The 17412-nt window shown below is 58.9% G+C and carries 15 protein-coding genes; 6 read left to right on the forward strand and 9 right to left on the reverse strand.

The window, feature by feature from the left end; all coding sequences use genetic code 11:
- Positions 1-12 precede the first annotated feature (12 nt).
- The 7 genes from ELE36_RS07485 to ELE36_RS07515 all read right to left on the reverse strand — a co-directional run bounded on the left by ELE36_RS07485 (position 13) and on the right by ELE36_RS07515 (position 9785).
- A complete protein-coding gene (locus ELE36_RS07485; protein WP_207215891.1) occupies positions 13-825 on the reverse strand; it encodes a cyanophycinase in 813 nt (270 codons plus the stop codon).
- 55 nt (positions 826-880) lie between these two features.
- Positions 881-3031, reverse strand: a complete 2151-nt coding sequence (locus ELE36_RS07490) for an O-linked N-acetylglucosamine transferase family protein (RefSeq protein WP_129832474.1) — start codon at positions 3029-3031, stop codon at positions 881-883.
- An 83-nt stretch (positions 3032-3114) separates the two neighbouring features.
- Complete coding sequence (locus ELE36_RS07495; protein WP_129832475.1) at positions 3115-5268, reverse strand: O-linked N-acetylglucosamine transferase family protein; 2154 nt, start codon at positions 5266-5268, stop codon at positions 3115-3117.
- 59 nt (positions 5269-5327) lie between these two features.
- Positions 5328-6218, reverse strand: coding sequence for a hydroxymethylglutaryl-CoA lyase (locus ELE36_RS07500; protein ID WP_425480910.1), 891 nt, complete (start codon positions 6216-6218; stop codon positions 5328-5330).
- A 7-nt stretch (positions 6219-6225) separates the two neighbouring features.
- The gene (locus tag ELE36_RS07505) at positions 6226-6882 is read right to left on the reverse strand and encodes a hypothetical protein (protein WP_129832477.1); all 657 of its coding nucleotides are present in this window, start codon (positions 6880-6882) and stop codon (positions 6226-6228) included.
- A 37-nt stretch (positions 6883-6919) separates the two neighbouring features.
- Positions 6920-8917: an acetyl/propionyl/methylcrotonyl-CoA carboxylase subunit alpha gene (locus ELE36_RS07510; RefSeq protein ID WP_129832478.1), complete on the reverse strand. Its 1998-nt coding sequence runs from the start codon at positions 8915-8917 to the stop codon at positions 6920-6922.
- A gap of 76 nt (positions 8918-8993) precedes the next feature.
- The gene (locus ELE36_RS07515; RefSeq protein WP_129832479.1) at positions 8994-9785 is read right to left on the reverse strand and encodes an enoyl-CoA hydratase-related protein; all 792 of its coding nucleotides are present in this window, start codon (positions 9783-9785) and stop codon (positions 8994-8996) included.
- 358 nt (positions 9786-10143) lie between these two features.
- Between ELE36_RS07515 and ELE36_RS07520 the strand changes: the two genes are divergently transcribed.
- From ELE36_RS07520 to ELE36_RS07530, 3 genes are all read left to right on the forward strand, one after another.
- A protein-coding gene (locus ELE36_RS07520) for an IS3 family transposase (protein WP_129832480.1) occupies positions 10144-11297 on the forward strand; the annotation gives its coding sequence in 2 pieces (ribosomal slippage) (positions 10144-10384 and positions 10384-11297; 1155 coding nt in all).
- A 134-nt stretch (positions 11298-11431) separates the two neighbouring features.
- A complete protein-coding gene (locus ELE36_RS07525) occupies positions 11432-11755 on the forward strand; it encodes a cupredoxin domain-containing protein (protein WP_129832481.1) in 324 nt (107 codons plus the stop codon).
- Between the two features lie 42 nt (positions 11756-11797).
- The gene (locus tag ELE36_RS07530; protein WP_129832482.1) at positions 11798-12643 is read left to right on the forward strand and encodes an FTR1 family iron permease; all 846 of its coding nucleotides are present in this window, start codon (positions 11798-11800) and stop codon (positions 12641-12643) included.
- Between the two features lie 78 nt (positions 12644-12721).
- Here the strand turns inward: ELE36_RS07530 and ELE36_RS07535 are convergent, their stop codons facing one another.
- Positions 12722-14329: a carboxyl transferase domain-containing protein gene (locus ELE36_RS07535; protein ID WP_129832483.1), complete on the reverse strand. Its 1608-nt coding sequence runs from the start codon at positions 14327-14329 to the stop codon at positions 12722-12724.
- Between the two features lie 186 nt (positions 14330-14515).
- On the reverse strand, positions 14516-15157 hold the full coding sequence (locus tag ELE36_RS07540) for a C40 family peptidase (protein ID WP_129832484.1): 642 nt from the start codon (positions 15155-15157) through the stop codon (positions 14516-14518).
- Between the two features lie 238 nt (positions 15158-15395).
- Between ELE36_RS07540 and ELE36_RS07545 the strand changes: the two genes are divergently transcribed.
- From ELE36_RS07545 to ELE36_RS07555, 3 genes are all read left to right on the forward strand, one after another.
- A complete protein-coding gene (locus ELE36_RS07545; protein ID WP_242512385.1) occupies positions 15396-15917 on the forward strand; it encodes a YceD family protein in 522 nt (173 codons plus the stop codon).
- A 179-nt stretch (positions 15918-16096) separates the two neighbouring features.
- Entirely contained in the window at positions 16097-16291 is a 195-nt protein-coding gene (gene rpmF / locus ELE36_RS07550) for a 50S ribosomal protein L32 (protein WP_129832485.1), read from the forward strand.
- Positions 16292-16425: 134 nt separating this feature from the next.
- Complete coding sequence (locus ELE36_RS07555; protein WP_129832486.1) at positions 16426-17394, forward strand: beta-ketoacyl-ACP synthase III; 969 nt, start codon at positions 16426-16428, stop codon at positions 17392-17394.
- Positions 17395-17412 lie beyond the last annotated feature (18 nt).

A 17412-nucleotide genomic window follows, 5' to 3' on the forward strand; every position in this document is an offset into this window, starting at 1 on the left:
GATGGCCAAACTTCAACCGAGCGGGCGACGGAAATCCAGATCGTAACGCGCACCATGCACGAGTACATGCATGCGCAGATTGAGCATGCTGATCGGCGCGTTGTGCGCGGCATCGGCGATATTCGAATGGCCGATATCGGCTGGATCGACGATCGTCAGCGCGCCACTGCCGATCACTTCGAGCACGTTGTCCGGACCGATGAACGCGGCGGTATCGGCATCAAGTCCGAGGCCGAGCGCAAACGGGTTCAGTGCGAGCGCGGCGAGCAGCCGGCCGAGCCGATCACCAAGCAAGCCACCTTGGTCGATCACGATGCGGTTCGACAATCCCAGCCCAGGTGCCAGCATCACGCCGCCCATGCGCGGCGTCGGTCCACTCTCGCCGCCGGCCAGCATGTGCTCGGCCAGCAACGCGGCACCAGCGGCACTGCCCGCGACCGGCATGCCTTCGGCGTTGCGTCGGCGCAGCAGGCGCGCGAGCGATGTGCCGCCGAGCAAAGTCGACAAACGCAGCGGCTGGCGTGCGAGCAGCAGCACTGCATCGGCATTTTCGACCGTTTCCAGAAACGCCGGTTTTTCGCCATCAGTGCGCGCGCCGAGGGTCAATGTTTCGACTTTTCCTGCGCCAAGCGCGAGCAGCGCTGCTGCGATTTCTTCGCACGGCAACTCGGTGGCGCGGGCGCAGATCAGCACGACTTTTGGGCGATGTCCGCTGATACTCAGCAGCTGTCGATAGATCGCGGCATCGCCTTCGAGCGACTCGCCGCCGCCACACGGAATCAGAAAACCACGGGATTTGTCGGGTGCAAGTCGGGCAGGGGACACGGCGTAACCTCGATGAGACAGATTCGATTATAGCCAGCTTGTGCGGCAGTGCAGATTACGCCGAAGGCGCATCGTCGCGCGGCAGCAAATCGCGCAGGATTTGGTCGAGTGCAAGTAGCGGCGCGATATCGTCGGTGAGCATCGGCAAACGTTCGCGGATGCGCGCGCTGATATGCGCACGCCGTGTGCGATCCTGTGCCAGCGCGACCGCCGATTCAGCCAGCGCGAGCGGCGAATCGACGATGAGTTCATCACAACCGAGTCGTCGCAACATCGCCATCGATTGACGGCCGCGCATGAATTCGCCGGGGCACGTGACCACCGGCAAACCGCAGTGCAAAGCATCCAGTGTGGTATTGCCGCCGGACCAATACAGACTATCGAGCATCACGTCGCAGACCAGATTCACGCGCAGGAATTCGTCGCGCGAGCCGTGCGGGAAAAAGTGCAGATGGTTTTCCGGCGTCGCACTCACACTGCGCAATGCGCGCAATAAACGCGTCCGTAAATTTCGCGTCGGCCCGCGCTGTGCGCCGGCGAACAGCACGAATAGCGCAGTCGGATCGCGGCGCAATACCTCGATCAGGATCGTGTCGTTTTCCGGCAGCAGTTTGAATGGCGATTGCGGCACCAGATACAAATTTCGGTTTTCGGGCAGGCCAAGTTCTTCGCGCGGCAGCGGCGTCGGCAGCGTTGGACTCAGATAACGTGTGCCGATGCCGGGCAAGGTCAGCAACCGCTCGCTGTAATGCACCTGCGCATCGAGCGGCTCCATTTCGCCGCAGCTCAGATAGACGTCGATGCTCGGCAATCCGCTCGTCACCGGATGACCCCACGCGCACGTCTGGATCGGTGCGAGGTGCAATGCCGCGAGCGCGAAGATCCGCGAATTCATGCCGAGCTCGGGATACAACACGATATCGGCCTGCAGATCGATGATCGCCTGCGCGAGTTCCGCTGCAGGCCCGTTCAGCCGCAGCATCTGCGCCGCACTGCGCTCGAAACGATCGGTGAGGTGATCGAAAATCGGCCCAACCTGGACGATGATCAATTCCCAATCGCATATTGCGAGATGTTCGGCCCACGATAAAAAATACGAGCCGACTGTGCATTCGCGAAAAAAACTCGATACGAGCACGAGACGCGGGCGCTGGTGTTTTGCACTTTCCGCTGTGCTTCGAATTGCAGTGCATTCGCGCATCGCCGAACTCAGCCACGCGCCAAAACGCATCTGCAATTCGCGGTCGTTCTGGCCTTGATACGCGAGCAGGAAATTGCTCCAGCTCAGCAGCGCGGGATCGAGATCGATCTGCGCGAGTCGCTGCGGTGGATATTCCTCGATCAATAATTCGAGCGCATTTGTGTAGCGTTCGCGACTGGCAAGCAGTTCGTTCGTGTCCGTATATGTCGGTGCCAAACCAAGCTGTCGCGACAGGAAACAGCGGAATCGCGCGGCAGGTTCCGCCGTGTTCTGCACGATGAAATCCAGCAGCAGATCGGCGGCATGTCCGGCATCTTCCTCACCCCATTTCAGCGCGATATTCGCCGCCTCACGCCAGCGCTGCGGATTTTTTGCGAAGTGGCGTAGCGCAAGTTCGACAGCGGTTTCGCTGTCGCCAGCGCGGACCAGAAAAATGCAGCAGCTTTCGATCAACAAAACATCGCTTGGATCGTGCGCGGCGATGTACCGCAAATGCACTAGCGCCTCGTCTTCCAGCGGCAGGTCGATCAACAATTCGCCCTGCAACAATCGCGCATCGAGATTGTCCGGCTCCGCCGAAATCACTGCAGCGAGCAGGTCGAGCGCTTCGACCCAACCGCTGCTGTCCTTGATCAGCAACGCCAGGTTGTAGCGCGCGTCCTGCGCATTCGGATCGATCGTGATGGCATTTCGATACGCGGCAATGCTTTTTTCGATCTCTTTCGCGTCGCGATGAGTGTTGCCGATGCGCAGCCAGCACACCGCGAGCAAACGCCGGAACTGTGCATGCTGCGGCATGACTTGCAGCAGCAGTTGCAGGTCGGTCGCAGCATCGGGCCAGCGCTCGAGTTGCAGCGCCGCATTCACGCGCAGCGCGCGCGCCTGATGCAGTTGTGGCGCCACATTCAGGCAGGCACTGGCCAGCGCATACGCGTTGGCATAATCGCCGCGCGCGAATGCCGCTTGGGCGTTATCCAACAATGATTGATTGGCAAGATTAATCATGCGTAGTCTGCAGGCGGACGAGTGCAGCAACCGGCGGTAACGCTTCGCAGACTCGATTCCAGCCAGCTCGCATTTCGTGTGGGTCAGGCGAAATTTTCATGATTACTCGGTAGTAAGTCGCGCAAGATTTTGTCGAGCGCGAGCAGCGGCGCGACATCGTCGGTGAGCATCGGCAAACGTTCGCGGATGCGCGCGCTGATACTCGCACGGCGCGTGCGATCCTGCGCCAGCGCGACTGCCGATTCGGCCAGCGCGAGCGGCGAACCGACAATCAGTTCGTCACAACCAAGCCGACGCAGCATCGCCATCGATTGACGTCCACGCATGAATTCGCCGGGACACGTGACCACCGGCAAACCGCAGTGCAAAGCATCCAGCGTGGTATTGCCGCCGGACCAATACAGGCTGTCGAGCATCACATCGCAAACCTTGTTCACGCGCAGGAAATAGTCGCGTGAGCCGTGCGCCAGAATGCGCAGATGATTTTTAGGTTCGCTACTGACAGCATTCAATGCCTGCAACACGCGCCGCTGCATATTCTGTGTGGGGCCTCGGCGCGGCCCGTCGAACATCACGAATAGCGCGCTCGGGTCGCGGCGCAATACCTCGACCAGTACAGCGTCGTTGTGCGGATGCAATTTGAACGGCGATTGCGGCACGAGGTAAAGATGTCGCGCCTCCGGTAGATCGAGTTCCTCACGTGTTGCTACCGTCGGCAGCTTCGGACTCAGATAACGTGTGCCGAGCCCGGGCAGCAATTGCAGACGTTCGCTGTAATGCTGCTGTGCATGCGCGGGTTCCATTTCGGCGCAGCTCAGGAAAACATCGATACTTGGCAGTCCGCTCGTGACTGGATGACCCCACGCACAGACCTGTATCGGCGCGAGACGCAACGCGGCCAGACTGAAAGTGCGGGCGTCCATGCCGAGCTCGGGATAGAGCACGATGTCTGCCTGCAGATCGGCAATCGTCTGCGCTAATTCTCGTTGCGGCAGTTCAAGGCGCAGCAAGCGCGAAGCATGGCGTTCGAGCTTATCCGTTTCGCTGTCGAAATGCGGCCCGAGCTGAACCACGACCAGCTCCCAATCGCCTTGCGCTAGATATTCCACCCAGGAATGAAAATACGATCCGACTGTGCAGACGCGAAAAAAACTCGAAACAAGTACCAGGCGTGGACGTAGATGCCCGTGCCGTTTTCGTGGCGCGATAGTAGGCAAACAATGGTTCATCGCCGCGCTCAACCAATTGCCAAAACGCTGTTGCAATTCGCGATCGTCGCGGCCGAGATAAGCGAGGAAAAAGTTGCTCCATAACAACAAGCCTGGATCGAGTGAAATTTCGCCGAGAATTTGCTGCGGATAGTCGGTAATCAGGGCATCGAGGCCGTCAGAAAAGATTTTTCGCGCGAGGTTGATTTCGTTATCGCTGACGTATGTCGATGCCATGCCAAGGCGTCGCGCGAGAGTCAAGGTGAAACGCGTCGATGCATCCGTCGTGTCGCGCAGAATGCGATCGAGGACAATATTGGCGGCATCCAGTGCATCGTTTTCGCGCAGCTCGATGGCGATGCGCCCGGCCTCGCGCCAGCGTTGCGGATGTTGGTCAAAATGCCGGATCGCGAGTTCGCAGGCGGGATCGATCGCACCGATGCGCAGCAGCAATGAACAACAACGCTCGGCGACGAAAACATCTACTGCAACATTTTTTGCCAGCTCAAGCAGCAACGCGAGTGCTTCACTCTCGCGCCGGAAATCGATCAGCAATTCGGACTGATGCAGTTGCGCCTCGCGATTATTCGGCTCGGCGGCGATCACCTGGAAGAGCAGGCTCATGGCTTCGGCTCGACCGCTGTTCGATTCTTTCAACAGCAACGCGATGTTGTAGCGTGCGTCTTGCGCATGCGGATCGACAGCCATTGAAGTTCGATACGCGCTGATGCTTGTATCGGTTTGTTTGGCATCGCGATGGGTGTTGCCGATGCGCAACCAGCAAAGCCCCAGCAAACGGCGAAATTGCGCGTGCTGCGGCATCACCTGCGACAGCAATTCGAGATCGACGCTGGCATCGCGCCAGTGCTCCAGCTGCAGCGCTGCATTCACGCGTAGCGCGCGTGCCTGATGCAGTTGTGGCGAAACGCTCAATAATTTGCCGAGCAGATCGAACGCATGGGCAAAGTCGCCGCTCACAAATGCGGCTTGCGCAGAATCCAGTGTGTCTTGCGGTTTTGATGTGCTCATCGAATGACAACAGGATCGCGCGAAAATTCTTTACCGGGATATGCTGTGGCGATCAAACGTCAAGCAGCGGCGCGCGCCACTTTGCTCGACGTTTCGCGGCCCAGTTGCGCGCTCAACCAGAGACCGGTGGCGATCAGTCGATCGAGATCGATGCCGGTTTCGATGCCAAGACCTTGCAGCATGTAAACCACATCTTCGCTCGCAACATTGCCGCTCGCGCCGCGCGCGTACGGGCAACCGCCGACGCCGGAAACCGCGCTGTCGATCACGCTCACGCCGAGTTCGAGACACGCCAGAATATTCGCCAGCGCCTGGCCGCGCGTATCGTGAAAATGGACCGCGAGCGATGTCATCGGCACGACCGCCGCGACGGCTGCGAGCATCTCTTGCGCCTTCTTCGGTGTACCGATGCCGATCGTATCGCCGAGCGAAATTTCGTAGCAGCCGAGTTCGTGCAAACGCTGCGCCACGCGCACGACATCGGCAACCGGAACCTCACCCTGATATGGACAGCCGAGCACGGTCGAGACATAACCACGCACCTTGATACCGTCGGCCTGCGCGCGCTCAATGACTGGGCGAAAACGCTCGATCGATTCATCGATGCTGGCATTGATGTTCTTCTGCGCAAACGCTTCGGAAGCCGCGGTGAACACCGCGATCTCGCTGACGTTCACGGCGCGCGCACGTTCGTAACCTTGCAGATTCGGCACGAGTACCGGATAACTCACGCCGGATTTTTTCTCGATGCCGGTATATACCTCGGTGGCGTCGGCGAGTTGCGGAATCCACTTCGGACTGACAAAACTCGTCGCCTCGATACTGCGCAAACCGCAGGCCGAAAGACGATCGATCAGCTCGATCTTGCTCGCGGTCGGCACGATGGTTTTTTCGTTCTGCAAGCCGTCGCGCGCGCCGACTTCGACGATGCGAACCTGTTTCGGATACATGCTCATTTCAGTGCTTTTTCTCGGCGTCGGCTTTTTGTTTGCGAAGTTTTATCAGCGTTGTATCGAGTGTTTTACGCGCGGGGCCGGTCCAGCGCAGGCGCGACGGTTTGGAGTCGTCATACAAATCTATGGCCTGCAATAACGTGCGCAGTTGCTCGGGATTGGCGTTGATCACATTGTGCAACGAACGATCTTTTTTTCGCTCGACGCTGCCGTCGATAGCGCCATTGACGATCAACGTAGCTATCCGTTTGTGTGCTGGTGCACGCAGCGCCATTTGCTGATTTTCGATCTCCCAGCGCAGCATGAAATAGCCCGGTGCAGGCACGCTGTCGGCATCGCGTTTTTCGGCCATCAACGTGTAGGAATCGATCACGCCGAGTAGCGCATAGTCATGCCCGGCGTTGTGCCAGAACATCGGTTTCAACGCTGATGATGCGGGCGTTTTGTCGGCAGCACTGACGTTTTCAATCGCGCATTGCGGGCCGACGAATACCGCGAAATCCGGGTCGTCGTGGCCCTGATCGTCGACGGCAATCCATCCGCCGGGCCAGTTGGCAGGGCAGGCATCGCTGACGCCTGCGGGCATCGACTCGAACGTCGTGGATTCGCAACCCGCGAGTGCGATGCATGCTAATAAAGGTAATAGTTTGAAAAGTGTCATGGCGAGCAATCCTTGTTGTTGGACACGCGGCGCGGTCTCACGGTTTGACCAGTTTGATCAACACCGAATCTGCTTCGACAAACTCACCCGGCTGCGCCTGCACCGTCTCGATGCTGGCGGCACGCGGCGCGCGCAAGGTGATTTCCATTTTCATCGCTTCCATCACGAGCAGCTCCTGGCCTTCATCGACCGCATCGCCCGGCGCAACCTTGACCAGCACGATACGCCCGGGCATGGGTGCGGTGATGCGATCACCGACTTTCTGCGCGCTGGCGACATACGCAAACGCGCCGACGTGCTGCAGCACATAACGCGATGCGCTGTCATGAACCATCACACGCTGCGCGCTCACCACGCAGCGCAAGCGCCGCGCGATACCGTTGAACGCTGCGCTCAGCCAACCGTTTTGCAACAAGGCTGCCCGTACATCGCAATGGTGTTCGGCGCAATCGAGCGCGTAGTTTCCCACCGATCCGTGCGCGGTGATTTCGATACGCTCACCGCGCCACAGAAAGGCGACAACACGTTTACCGGCATGACCGATACGCCATGCATCGGCGCGTTGCCATGGCGAGTGCGGATCGCTGCCGGTAGCGGCGCGCGCAACACTGCTTGCTTCTTCGTGCAGCAGTGCGGCAGTTGCCGCGGCGAATAAAATATCGGTATGCGGTGTTTGCGCTTGCGACACAAATTCGTCGAGATGACGATCCAGATAACCGGTATCGATACGGCCTTCGACCACGACCGGATGGCGCACGAGCTTTTCGAGAAATTCGATATTCGATTTCGGCCCGACGATTTCACTTTCCGCGAGCGCTTCGCGCAAACGCGTCAGCGCGAGTTCGCGCGTCGTATCCCAGACGATCAGCTTGGTAATCATCGGGTCGTAGAAAATGCTGACGGTATCGCCTTCGATCACGCCCGAATCGATACGCACATTTGCTGATGGCGCTGGCAAGCGCAATTGTTCGAGTTTGCCCGAACCCGGCAGGAAATTCTGTTCGGGATCTTCGGCATACAAGCGCAGTTCGATGGCGTGACCGCGCGCATGAATCTGTGTTTGCTGCAGCGGTAAAACTTCACCGGCGGCAATGCGCAATTGCCACTCGACCAGATCGAGGCCGAGCGTGAGTTCGGTGACCGGATGCTCAACTTGCAGCCGCGTATTCATCTCCATGAAAAAGAAACTGCCGTCCTGCGCGACGATAAATTCGATCGTGCCCGCACCCAGATAATTCACTGCGCGTGCGGCCGCGACCGCTGCTTCGCCCATCGCCTGACGACGTTGCGTATTGAGGAACGGCGAGGGCGTTTCTTCGAGCACTTTCTGGTAGCGCCGTTGCGCCGAACATTCGCGTTCGTTGAGATGGATCACGTTGCCGTGGCTGTCGCCGAACACCTGGAATTCGATGTGGCGCGGATGTTCGACGTAACGTTCGAGAATCACACGCTGATCGCCGAACGAACTTTGCGCCTCGCGTTGCGCCGACTGCAACGCGGCGACAAACTCATCCGCGCTGCGCACGATGCGCATACCCTTGCCGCCGCCGCCGGAAGTGGCCTTGATCATCAGCGGAAAACCGGTCGTCTGCGCCTGTTCCTGCAGAAATTCGGTGTCCTGATTCTCGCCATGATATCCGGGTACGGTCGGCACACCGTGCGCGATCATCAGAGCCTTGGCACCGGCTTTCGAACCCATCTGTTCCATGCTTTCGGGCGCGGGGCCGATAAAACTCAAACCGGCGGCTTTGATCGCGCGCGCAAAAGCGGCGTTCTCGGAAAGAAATCCGTAGCCCGGATGAATCGCCTCGGCGCCGCTGCGTTTGGCGACCTCGATAATCGCGTCACCACGCAGGTACGATTCCGCGGGACGCGGCCCGCCGATCGCATACGCCTCGTCGGCCAGCCGCACATGCTGCGCGCGCGCGTCGGCCTCGGAATATACCGCGACCGTGGCGATGCCAAGACGGCGACATGTGCGGATCACACGGCACGCGATTTCACCGCGATTGGCGATCAGGATTTTCTTGAACATTGTCTCTCCGAAAAGTTTCTACGCGTTAGCGTTGGCGAATCCGCAGCGCAAAGGCGGCGATTCGTCGGTGCGTGGTTCAACTGTTTGTCCAGGCAGCTTTACGTTTGCCGAGAAACGCGCCCAGACCTTCCTGGCCTTCGTCGGATATGCGCAAACGCGCGATCAACGCGGCGTTGCTCGCATCGATTTTTTCCTGCGTGCTCGAAGCAAAACCGCGATCGCGGTGCACCAATGCCTTGGCTTCGCGCACCGCGTGCGGGCCAGCTTTGAGCAGCAGATCGAGCTCGGCGCGCCCGACATCGTCGAGCTGCGCCGCGGCGACGGTCGTGTGTACCAGGCCGATCGTACGCGCGCGTTCGGCATCGAAAATCGCCGAAGTCAAAAACAATCGCATCGCGTGGCGTTCACCGATCGCGCGGATTACGTACGGCGAAATCACGGCGGGCACAAGACCGAGTTTTGTCTCGGTCAGGCCGAACTTGGCCGTATCGGCGGCGATCGCGATATCGCAACACGCGACCAGCCCGACACCGCCGCCATACGCCGCGCCGTTGACCTTGGCGAGCGTCGGCTTGGACAAAAACGCGAGCGTGCGCATGAGTTCGGCGAGCCGCAGCGAGTCGGCATAATTATCGGCCTCGGACGCGCTGGCCATGCCGCGCATCCAGTTCAAATCCGCGCCGGCCGAGAACGATGCTCCCGCGCCAGTCAGCACCACGGCGCGCACCGTGGAATCCGCATCGAGTTGTTGCAGCGCCTGCGTCAACGCGGCGATCAACTGATCGTCGAACGCGTTATGCACATCGGGGCGGTTGAGCTGCAGCGTTGCAATGCCGCGCTCGATGTTGATATTGAGATTGTCGGACATGCGGCGGTTCTTCGCGAAGTTCGGGGCAAAGGCGAATCATACTTGCTTGCAGGTCGGGGTGGCATGTGTCGAGGTTCTTCGTATGCGAACGGTGTTAGGAGAGTTCAAAATGCAGTGCATTCCGATCACCGATACCATAGGCAAAGCGTCCGTCCCTCAGTCGACGGGCAAACTCGTTTCCGTCAACCCAGTGAGTAGGTCGTGTCGAAGATTCTGTACCACTATTGCTCGACGAATACCTTCTATCAAATCATCACATCGGGGAAAGTTCGCCTTTCTTCGATGAGCCAGTCGAAGGGTTCTACCCCGTTATGGCGGACACTTCCAACAAGGCCGATGATCGGCAAAAAGGAGTGTCATGTCCAAGCGAAGAACATTTAGTGATGAGTTCAAACGGGAGGCAGTGGGTCTGACTCATCAGGCCGGTGCCAATGTTAGCCAGATAGCTCGCGATATCGGTGTGGGTGAAGGGGTGCTGAGCCGTTGGCGGCGGGAATTGGCCAGCGGTAAACGCCACGCTTTCCCGGGCTCTGGCGTACCGCGGGATGAAGAGATGGCCGCACTCAAGCGTGAGCTGGCGCGGGTCAAGAAGGAACGCGATTTTTTGCGCGATGCGGCAGCGTTCTTCGCGAAGGAATCGCGTTGAAGTTTCAGACGATCCAGCGCTGCCGCACGGTCTATCCCGTGCAACTGATGTGTCGATGCCTGAAGGTATCGAGCAGCGGTTTTCATGCGTGGTGCAAACGCCCCTTGAGTGCGCGAGCGAAGGACAACCAGCGATTACTGGTGCAGATAAAAGCGCTTCATAGCATCAGCGATGGGGTACTGGGCATGCCACGCATGCATGAGGAGCTGAGCTATGCCGGTGAAACGGCGAGTCCCAATCGGGTGGCACGCCTGATGGCCAGCAACGGATTATTCGGGATTCCACAGCGGCGAGCCTGGCGCAGCAAGCGTAGCGGCGTGCGACCGCTGCACGTGCGCAATCATCTGCAACGTGACTTCTCGGCGCTGGAACCCAATACAAAATGGGTCACCGACATCACCTACATCCACACCGGCGAAGGCTGGCTCTACCTCTGCACGGTGCTCGACCTGTTCAGCCACACGATCATTGGTTGGTCCATGTCGGGTATCCAGGATCGTCACCTGGTTCTCAAGGCGGTGCAGATGGCCTGCTGGCAGCGAACGGACACCACGCCCGTGGTGCTGCATTCAGATCGAGGAACCCAATTCACCAGCGGCGAATATCAACGCTTCCTCGCCGATCACCACATCATCAGCAGCATGAGTGATGTGGGCCACTGTGGCGACAATGCTGCCGCCGAAGGATTCTTCGGTATGCTCAAGCGCGAGCGCATTTATCGCCGTCGTTACCTGTCACTGGCCGACGCACGCTCGGATGTTTTTGACTATATCGAGCGCTTCCACAACCCACGTATGCAACGACGACTTGATAAGCTAGACCAAAGATTTATAACCTTAACTCAACCGTCCGCCAAAACGGGGTAGAACCCGTATTGATTTCGCAAGCCAAGTGCCCGGCACCGAATCTGTCGCAATACTCCTCAACTAGCCCTCAGATTGCTTTCGTTAATGCGAACCATTATCATTCACTGCAGTAGTATGACTTTGGATGAATTCGCATGTTGCGTCGGACCCTATTTGCCGTAGTCGCAATGTCTGCGCTGGCCGCACAGGCGGCTGTGCCTGAGTTTCATCTGGTCGTGCAGGATCACAAGTTTCAGCCGACCGAAATCCAAGTGCCGGCGGGACAGAAATTCAAGCTGATCGTCGAGAACAAGGATGCCTCGCCGGAGGAGTTCGAGAGCGCCGAACTGAATCGCGAGAAGGTCGTGGTCGGCAACGGCACGATCGATATCTATCTCGGCCCGCTGGAACCCGGCAAGTACGGATTCTTCGGCGATTTTCATCAGGATACGGCGCAAGGTGCCGTGATCGCGAAGTAGGGTAACGCGCGTTGATTTGCTTCTGCAGTAAAGGATCTGGTCATGCTCGGTAGCGGTTTGCTGGTGTTTCGCGAGGTGCTGGAAGCGGCGCTGATCGTGTCGATCGTCGCGGCGGCAACGCGCGGTGTAGTGGGGCGCGGTCGCTGGATCGGCGCGGGCATCGGCGCTGGCGTGTTGGGCGCAATCATCGTCGCGTTTTTCGCTGGCGCGATCGCACAGGCGGTCAGCGGTATCGGGCAGGAACTCTTCAACGCCAGCGTGTTGCTCGCCGCGGTGTTGATGATCGCGTGGCACGCAATCTGGATGGCCAGTCACGGCCGCGAACTCGCGACGCAAATGAAATCGGTCGGCGCACAAGTGACCGGCGGCAATCGGCCGTTGTCGGCGTTGCTGATCGTGGTCGCGATCGCGATCCTGCGCGAAGGTTCGGAAGTGGTCTTGTTCCTTTATGGACAGTCGGCCGGTGGTTCGAGCGCGGTCGATCTGATCGGTGGAATCTGCATCGGCGTGATCGGCGGTTCGGCGGTCGGGTTGGCCCTGTATTTCGGTTTGCTGCGCATTCCGATGCGCTATTTTTTCAGCGCGACCAACTGGCTGTTGTTATTGCTGGCGGCGGGATTGGCGTCGCAGGCGGCGAGTTTCCTGATCCAGGCGGATGTCCTGCCGGCGCTCGGCAATCGGATCTGGGATAGCTCGTTCCTGTTGTCGGACACCTCGTGGATCGGCAAGGCGCTGCATACGCTGATCGGTTACGAAGCGCATCCTGCCGGCATGCAGATTCTTTTCTACCTCGTCACCGCTGCGCTGATCGCGTTTGGCATGCGCATGCTGGGTGGCGGTGGCGCCAAGCCGCCGCAAAGGCCAGTGAATGCGCATCTGGCGCATTGATCGGTTCGGTAGGCGAGTTTGGTAATTCCCGACTGAAGCTGCGGAAGCGCAGCTTCAGTCGTTTCAACTAGCCGAAAGTTACATGCGGAACACGCCGAAGCGCTGTTTCTCGATCGGCGCATTCATTGCCGCCGAGATCGCCAGTCCAAGCACACGCCGCGTATCCGCCGGATCAATCACGCCGTCGTCCCACAAGCGCGCACTGGCATAGTACGGATGACCCTGGCGTTCGTATTGCTGGCGAATCGGATCCTTGAATTGTTCTTCTTCCTCAGCTGACCAGGTCTTGCCGGATGCTTCGAGGCCGTCGCGTTTCACCGTCGCCAGTACCGATGCTGCCTGCTCGCCGCCCATTACGCTGATGCGCGAATTCGGCCACATCCACAGGAATCGCGGCTGATATCCGCGCCCGCACATCGCGTAATTTCCGGCGCCGAAACTGCCGCCGATCATCACTGTGAACTTCGGCACGTGCGAGCACGCGACCGCCGTGACCATCTTCGCGCCGTCTTTGGCGATGCCGGCGTTTTCGTATTTCTTGCCGACCATGAAACCAGTGATGTTTTGCAAAAACACCAGCGGAATATCGCGCTGATTGCACAGCTCGATAAAGTGCGCGCCCTTCAGCGCCGACTCGGCGAACAGAATGCCGTTGTTGGCGATGATGCCAACTGGATAGCCGTATATGTGGCTGAATCCGCAGACCAGCGTTTTGCCATATCGTGCCTTGAATTCTTGGAACTCCGAGCCGTCGACGATGCGTGCGATGATTTCGCGGATATCGAACGGATGCCGTGTGTCGCGCGGCAAAATGCCATACAGCTCTTCAGCGGCGTAACGCGGTTCGCGTGACTCGCGAATTTCCACTGGCAGTTTTTTGCTGCGATTCAGATGCGCCACGATGTCGCGCGCAATCACCAGCGCATGGGCGTCGTTCTCGGCGAAGTGATCGGCCACGCCGGAAATGCTGGTGTGCACTTCGGCGCCGCCGAGCGATTCGGCATCCACGACTTCGCCGGTCGCGGCTTTCACCAGCGGCGGGCCGCCAAGAAAAATGGTGCCTTGTTCTTTCACGATTACGGTTTCGTCGCTCATCGCCGGCACATACGCGCCACCCGCTGTGCACGAGCCCATGACCACCGCGATCTGCGGAATATTCTTCGACGACAGTCGCGCCTGATTGTAGAAAATCCGCCCGAAATGATCGCGGTCGGGAAACACTTCATCCTGCAACGGCAGGAAGGCGCCGCCGGAATCGACCAGATAAATGCACGGCAGGCGATTCTCTTCGGCGATCTCCTGCGCGCGCAGATGCTTTTTCACAGTCATCGGAAAATACGTGCCGCCTTTGACCGTGGCGTCGTTGGCCACGACCATGACTTCCTGGCCCTGCACACGGCCGATGCCGGTAATCAGACCGGCGCATGGCGCCTGGTTTTCATACAGACCATGCGCTGCGAGCGGCGACAGTTCCAGGAACGGCGAACCCGGATCGAGCAATGCGCGGATGCGTTCGCGTGGCAGTAACTTGCCGCGTTCGGTATGTTTTTGCCGCGCCTTTTCGCCACCGCCAAGTGCACTCTGTGCGAGCTGGGTCTTGAGATCTTCGACCTGCGTGCGCAGTTGCGTGGCGTTCGCCAGAAAATCGGCGGAGCGGGGGTCAATTGCGGATTCGATCACGGGCATGCGTGCGCACCTTGGGCTGAGCTATCCGCACAAGGATAACAGCGATCAAAGTGATTCGGGATCGTTGCGACGAGACTTTGCCGAGCGGCGCGTGTCGGTTTATCGACAAGCGTGTCGAGATAACGGTAGCGAAACTTTACTGCGCGCGACGCCGTTTATCTTGCGTCGAGTGTGTCGCGTTTCCGATCAGGTCAGGCTGCCGAGCCGGCGTGCACCAACAAAACGTTTGGTCCAGTACGCATCTTCGAGACGATCGATGCGCACCGATTTACCCGGCGAAGGCGAATGAATAAACCGGCCGTCGTCGAGATAAATGCCAACGTGCGAAATGCCAGCGCCACCACGCGTGCGGAAAAATACCAGATCACCGGTTTGCATCTGCGCGCGCGCCACTTTCTGACCGAAACCATACTGCCCCGGCGCGTCGCCAGGCAGATCGAGGCCCATCGTGTGCAGAAAAACGTAATGCACAAAACCGCTGCAATCAAAACCGGTGGAAGGTTCGCGACCGCCGCGGCGATAACGGATGTTGCGCAGTTGCATCGCAAAATCAGCCAGCACGCGACGCGGTGCCTGCTCGATCGTGGCGATTTCGGGCAGATCAGTTTTTGTCGACGAGTTGCCGGTATTGGCGGCGGGCGTTGTCAGTACCGCATTCTGCGCCGTGCTCCACAGGCCCGCATTGACCAACGGCATCAACGACGCCTGCAGCGAAGCGGCATCGCATTCCAGCGGCATGGCAGGGCTGGCGATACGCGCGAAAGCCGCGCTCTGGAAAATGCAGGCCGCAGCGAATAGCGTCGCGGCGGTCAGTCGCTGAATTGGCATACGGGTAATCCCCATGAATCGGTTGGTTCGGGCGCTGCAGAACGCTCTTTTTCTGAACCGTAGCAAAACAGATGTTGGAATCTTGTTAATCACTGTGTGATGATTGGTCAGGGTTCAACCGCAAATTTGCGCGCATATCGATTTTGCCGGCGCCACGTTATATACTTGCGGATTGCCGCGTGCGTGACTCGTCGATTGATTGACTTTGGCGCACTGGCTACCTACCATTTCGCGCGCCGTGTCTGCAGCTTTTCCGGAAATTGTCGATGTTTGGCGCATGGTTACGGCGCGGCGCCTGTTCCACGGAACGTTGCCGCTGACGGCCATGCCGCGTCTGCTGGCGAGTGTGGCGGGGCCGACTGGCACTGTGAGTTACGATCTGGAGTTCGGTCGGGACGAATTGGGCGTTGCCTATCTGCAGGTTCGCGCCGATGTTCCGCTAACCTTGATTTGCCAGCGCACGCTCGAAGAATTTGTTTTACCGGTGCATATCGATTCTCGCTTGGGTTTGATCACGAGTGAGGAAGAAGAATCCGGGTTGCCCGAAGGCTACGAGCCGTTGCTGGTAACGCAAGATGGCATGCGACTGCGCGATGTGATCGAGGACGAGTTGATTCTGGCTCTGCCGCTGATCCCGATGAAGCCGGGCACCGAAGATCTACCGGAAACGGTGTGGTCCGATGAGCCGGGTGACGTGGTTGAAGAGCCGCGCAAGAATCCGTTCGCGGCACTGGGTGTCTTGAAAAAAACGCCGCACTGAAGAATGCAAGAAAGTCCCGTACGGGATTTTCGCTGATGCAAAAATCGCATCGCTCGTCGCGCCGGCAGGCACTGCAGGTGTGGCATAGAAAGTCTGAATCACTTCGGGCTTTTCGACCCCGCGAGTTGCCATGGCGGCAATCCTGCGGAGATATTCAATAGATTGTTTGGAGAGTCATCATGGCAGTACAGAAAAGTCGCAAATCCCCGTCACGTCGTGGCATGCGTCGTTCGCACGATGCGCTGGTTGCACCGCAGCTCAGCATCGACAAGACCTCGGGTGAAGTGCATCTGCGTCACCACATCACCAAAGACGGCTTCTACCGCGGTCGCAAAGTGATCGAGAGCAAGGGTTCGGTTCGCACCGAAGACTGAGATTCGATCCAGTCTGCCTGACGGCGGACTCGCATCGATCTTTGATTCTTGCCGACGCCGTCATGGCGTCGGTTTGCATTACGGGATTGCGGTCTGATGGCTGATAATCTTTCGTTTCGCTGGGGGATACGGCTCTGACTTACGCGCGCATCGTCGGCACCGGCAGCTTCTTGCCGGAACGCATCGTCACCAATGCAGAGCTGGAAAAACTCGTCGATACCAACGACGAGTGGATCGCCAGTCGAACCGGTATCCGGCAGCGACACATCGCCGCCGAAGGCCAGACCACGTGCGATCTCGCGTTCGGTGCAGCCACGGCTGCACTCGAAGCGGCGGGCGTGAATGCGCGTGATGTCGAACTCATCATCGTCGGCACCACCACGCCGGATTTGATTTTCCCGTCCACCGCCTGCCTGTTGCAGCATCGTCTCGGTGCCAACGGCTGTGCCGCGTTCGACGTCAACGCCGCGTGCTCCGGTTTTATTTACGCGCTGAGTGTGGCTGACAAATTCATCCGCTCCGGCACGGTCAAGACCGCGCTGGTCGTTGGTGCGGAAACCCTGTCGCGCATGCTCGACTGGACGGATCGCTCGACCTGCGTATTGTTTGGCGATGGCGCTGGCGCGGTCGTGCTGCAAGCCTCGGACGAACCCGGCATCATTTCCACGCACCTGCATGCCGATGGCGGTTACAAGGAATTGCTGTGGAATCCGGTCGGCGTTTCGGTCGGTTTCAAGGACGAGCCGAATCACGGCGTGAAAGTGCTCATGGCGGGCAGCGAAGTATTCAAGGTCGCGGTCAAGACGCTTGATGCGGTGGTCGAAGAAACGCTCGCCGCGAATCAGCTGCAGAAGTCCGATATCGACTGGCTGATTCCGCATCAAGCCAATCTGCGTATCATTCAGGCCACCGCAAAACGCCTCGACATGCCGATGGAACGCGTGATTGTGACGGTCGATAAACACGGCAATACTTCGGCTGGCTCGGTGCCGCTGGCGCTGGATTTTGCAGTGCGTTCGGGTAAGGTCAAGCGTGGTGAAATGCTGTTGCTCGAAGCGTTCGGCGGCGGTTTCACGTGGGGCTCGGCGCTCGTCCGTTTCTGATTTCTGCAGCTTGCAGAT

The organism is Pseudolysobacter antarcticus (genome assembly GCF_004168365.1).
Lineage (GTDB): Bacteria > Pseudomonadota > Gammaproteobacteria > Xanthomonadales > Rhodanobacteraceae > Pseudolysobacter > Pseudolysobacter antarcticus.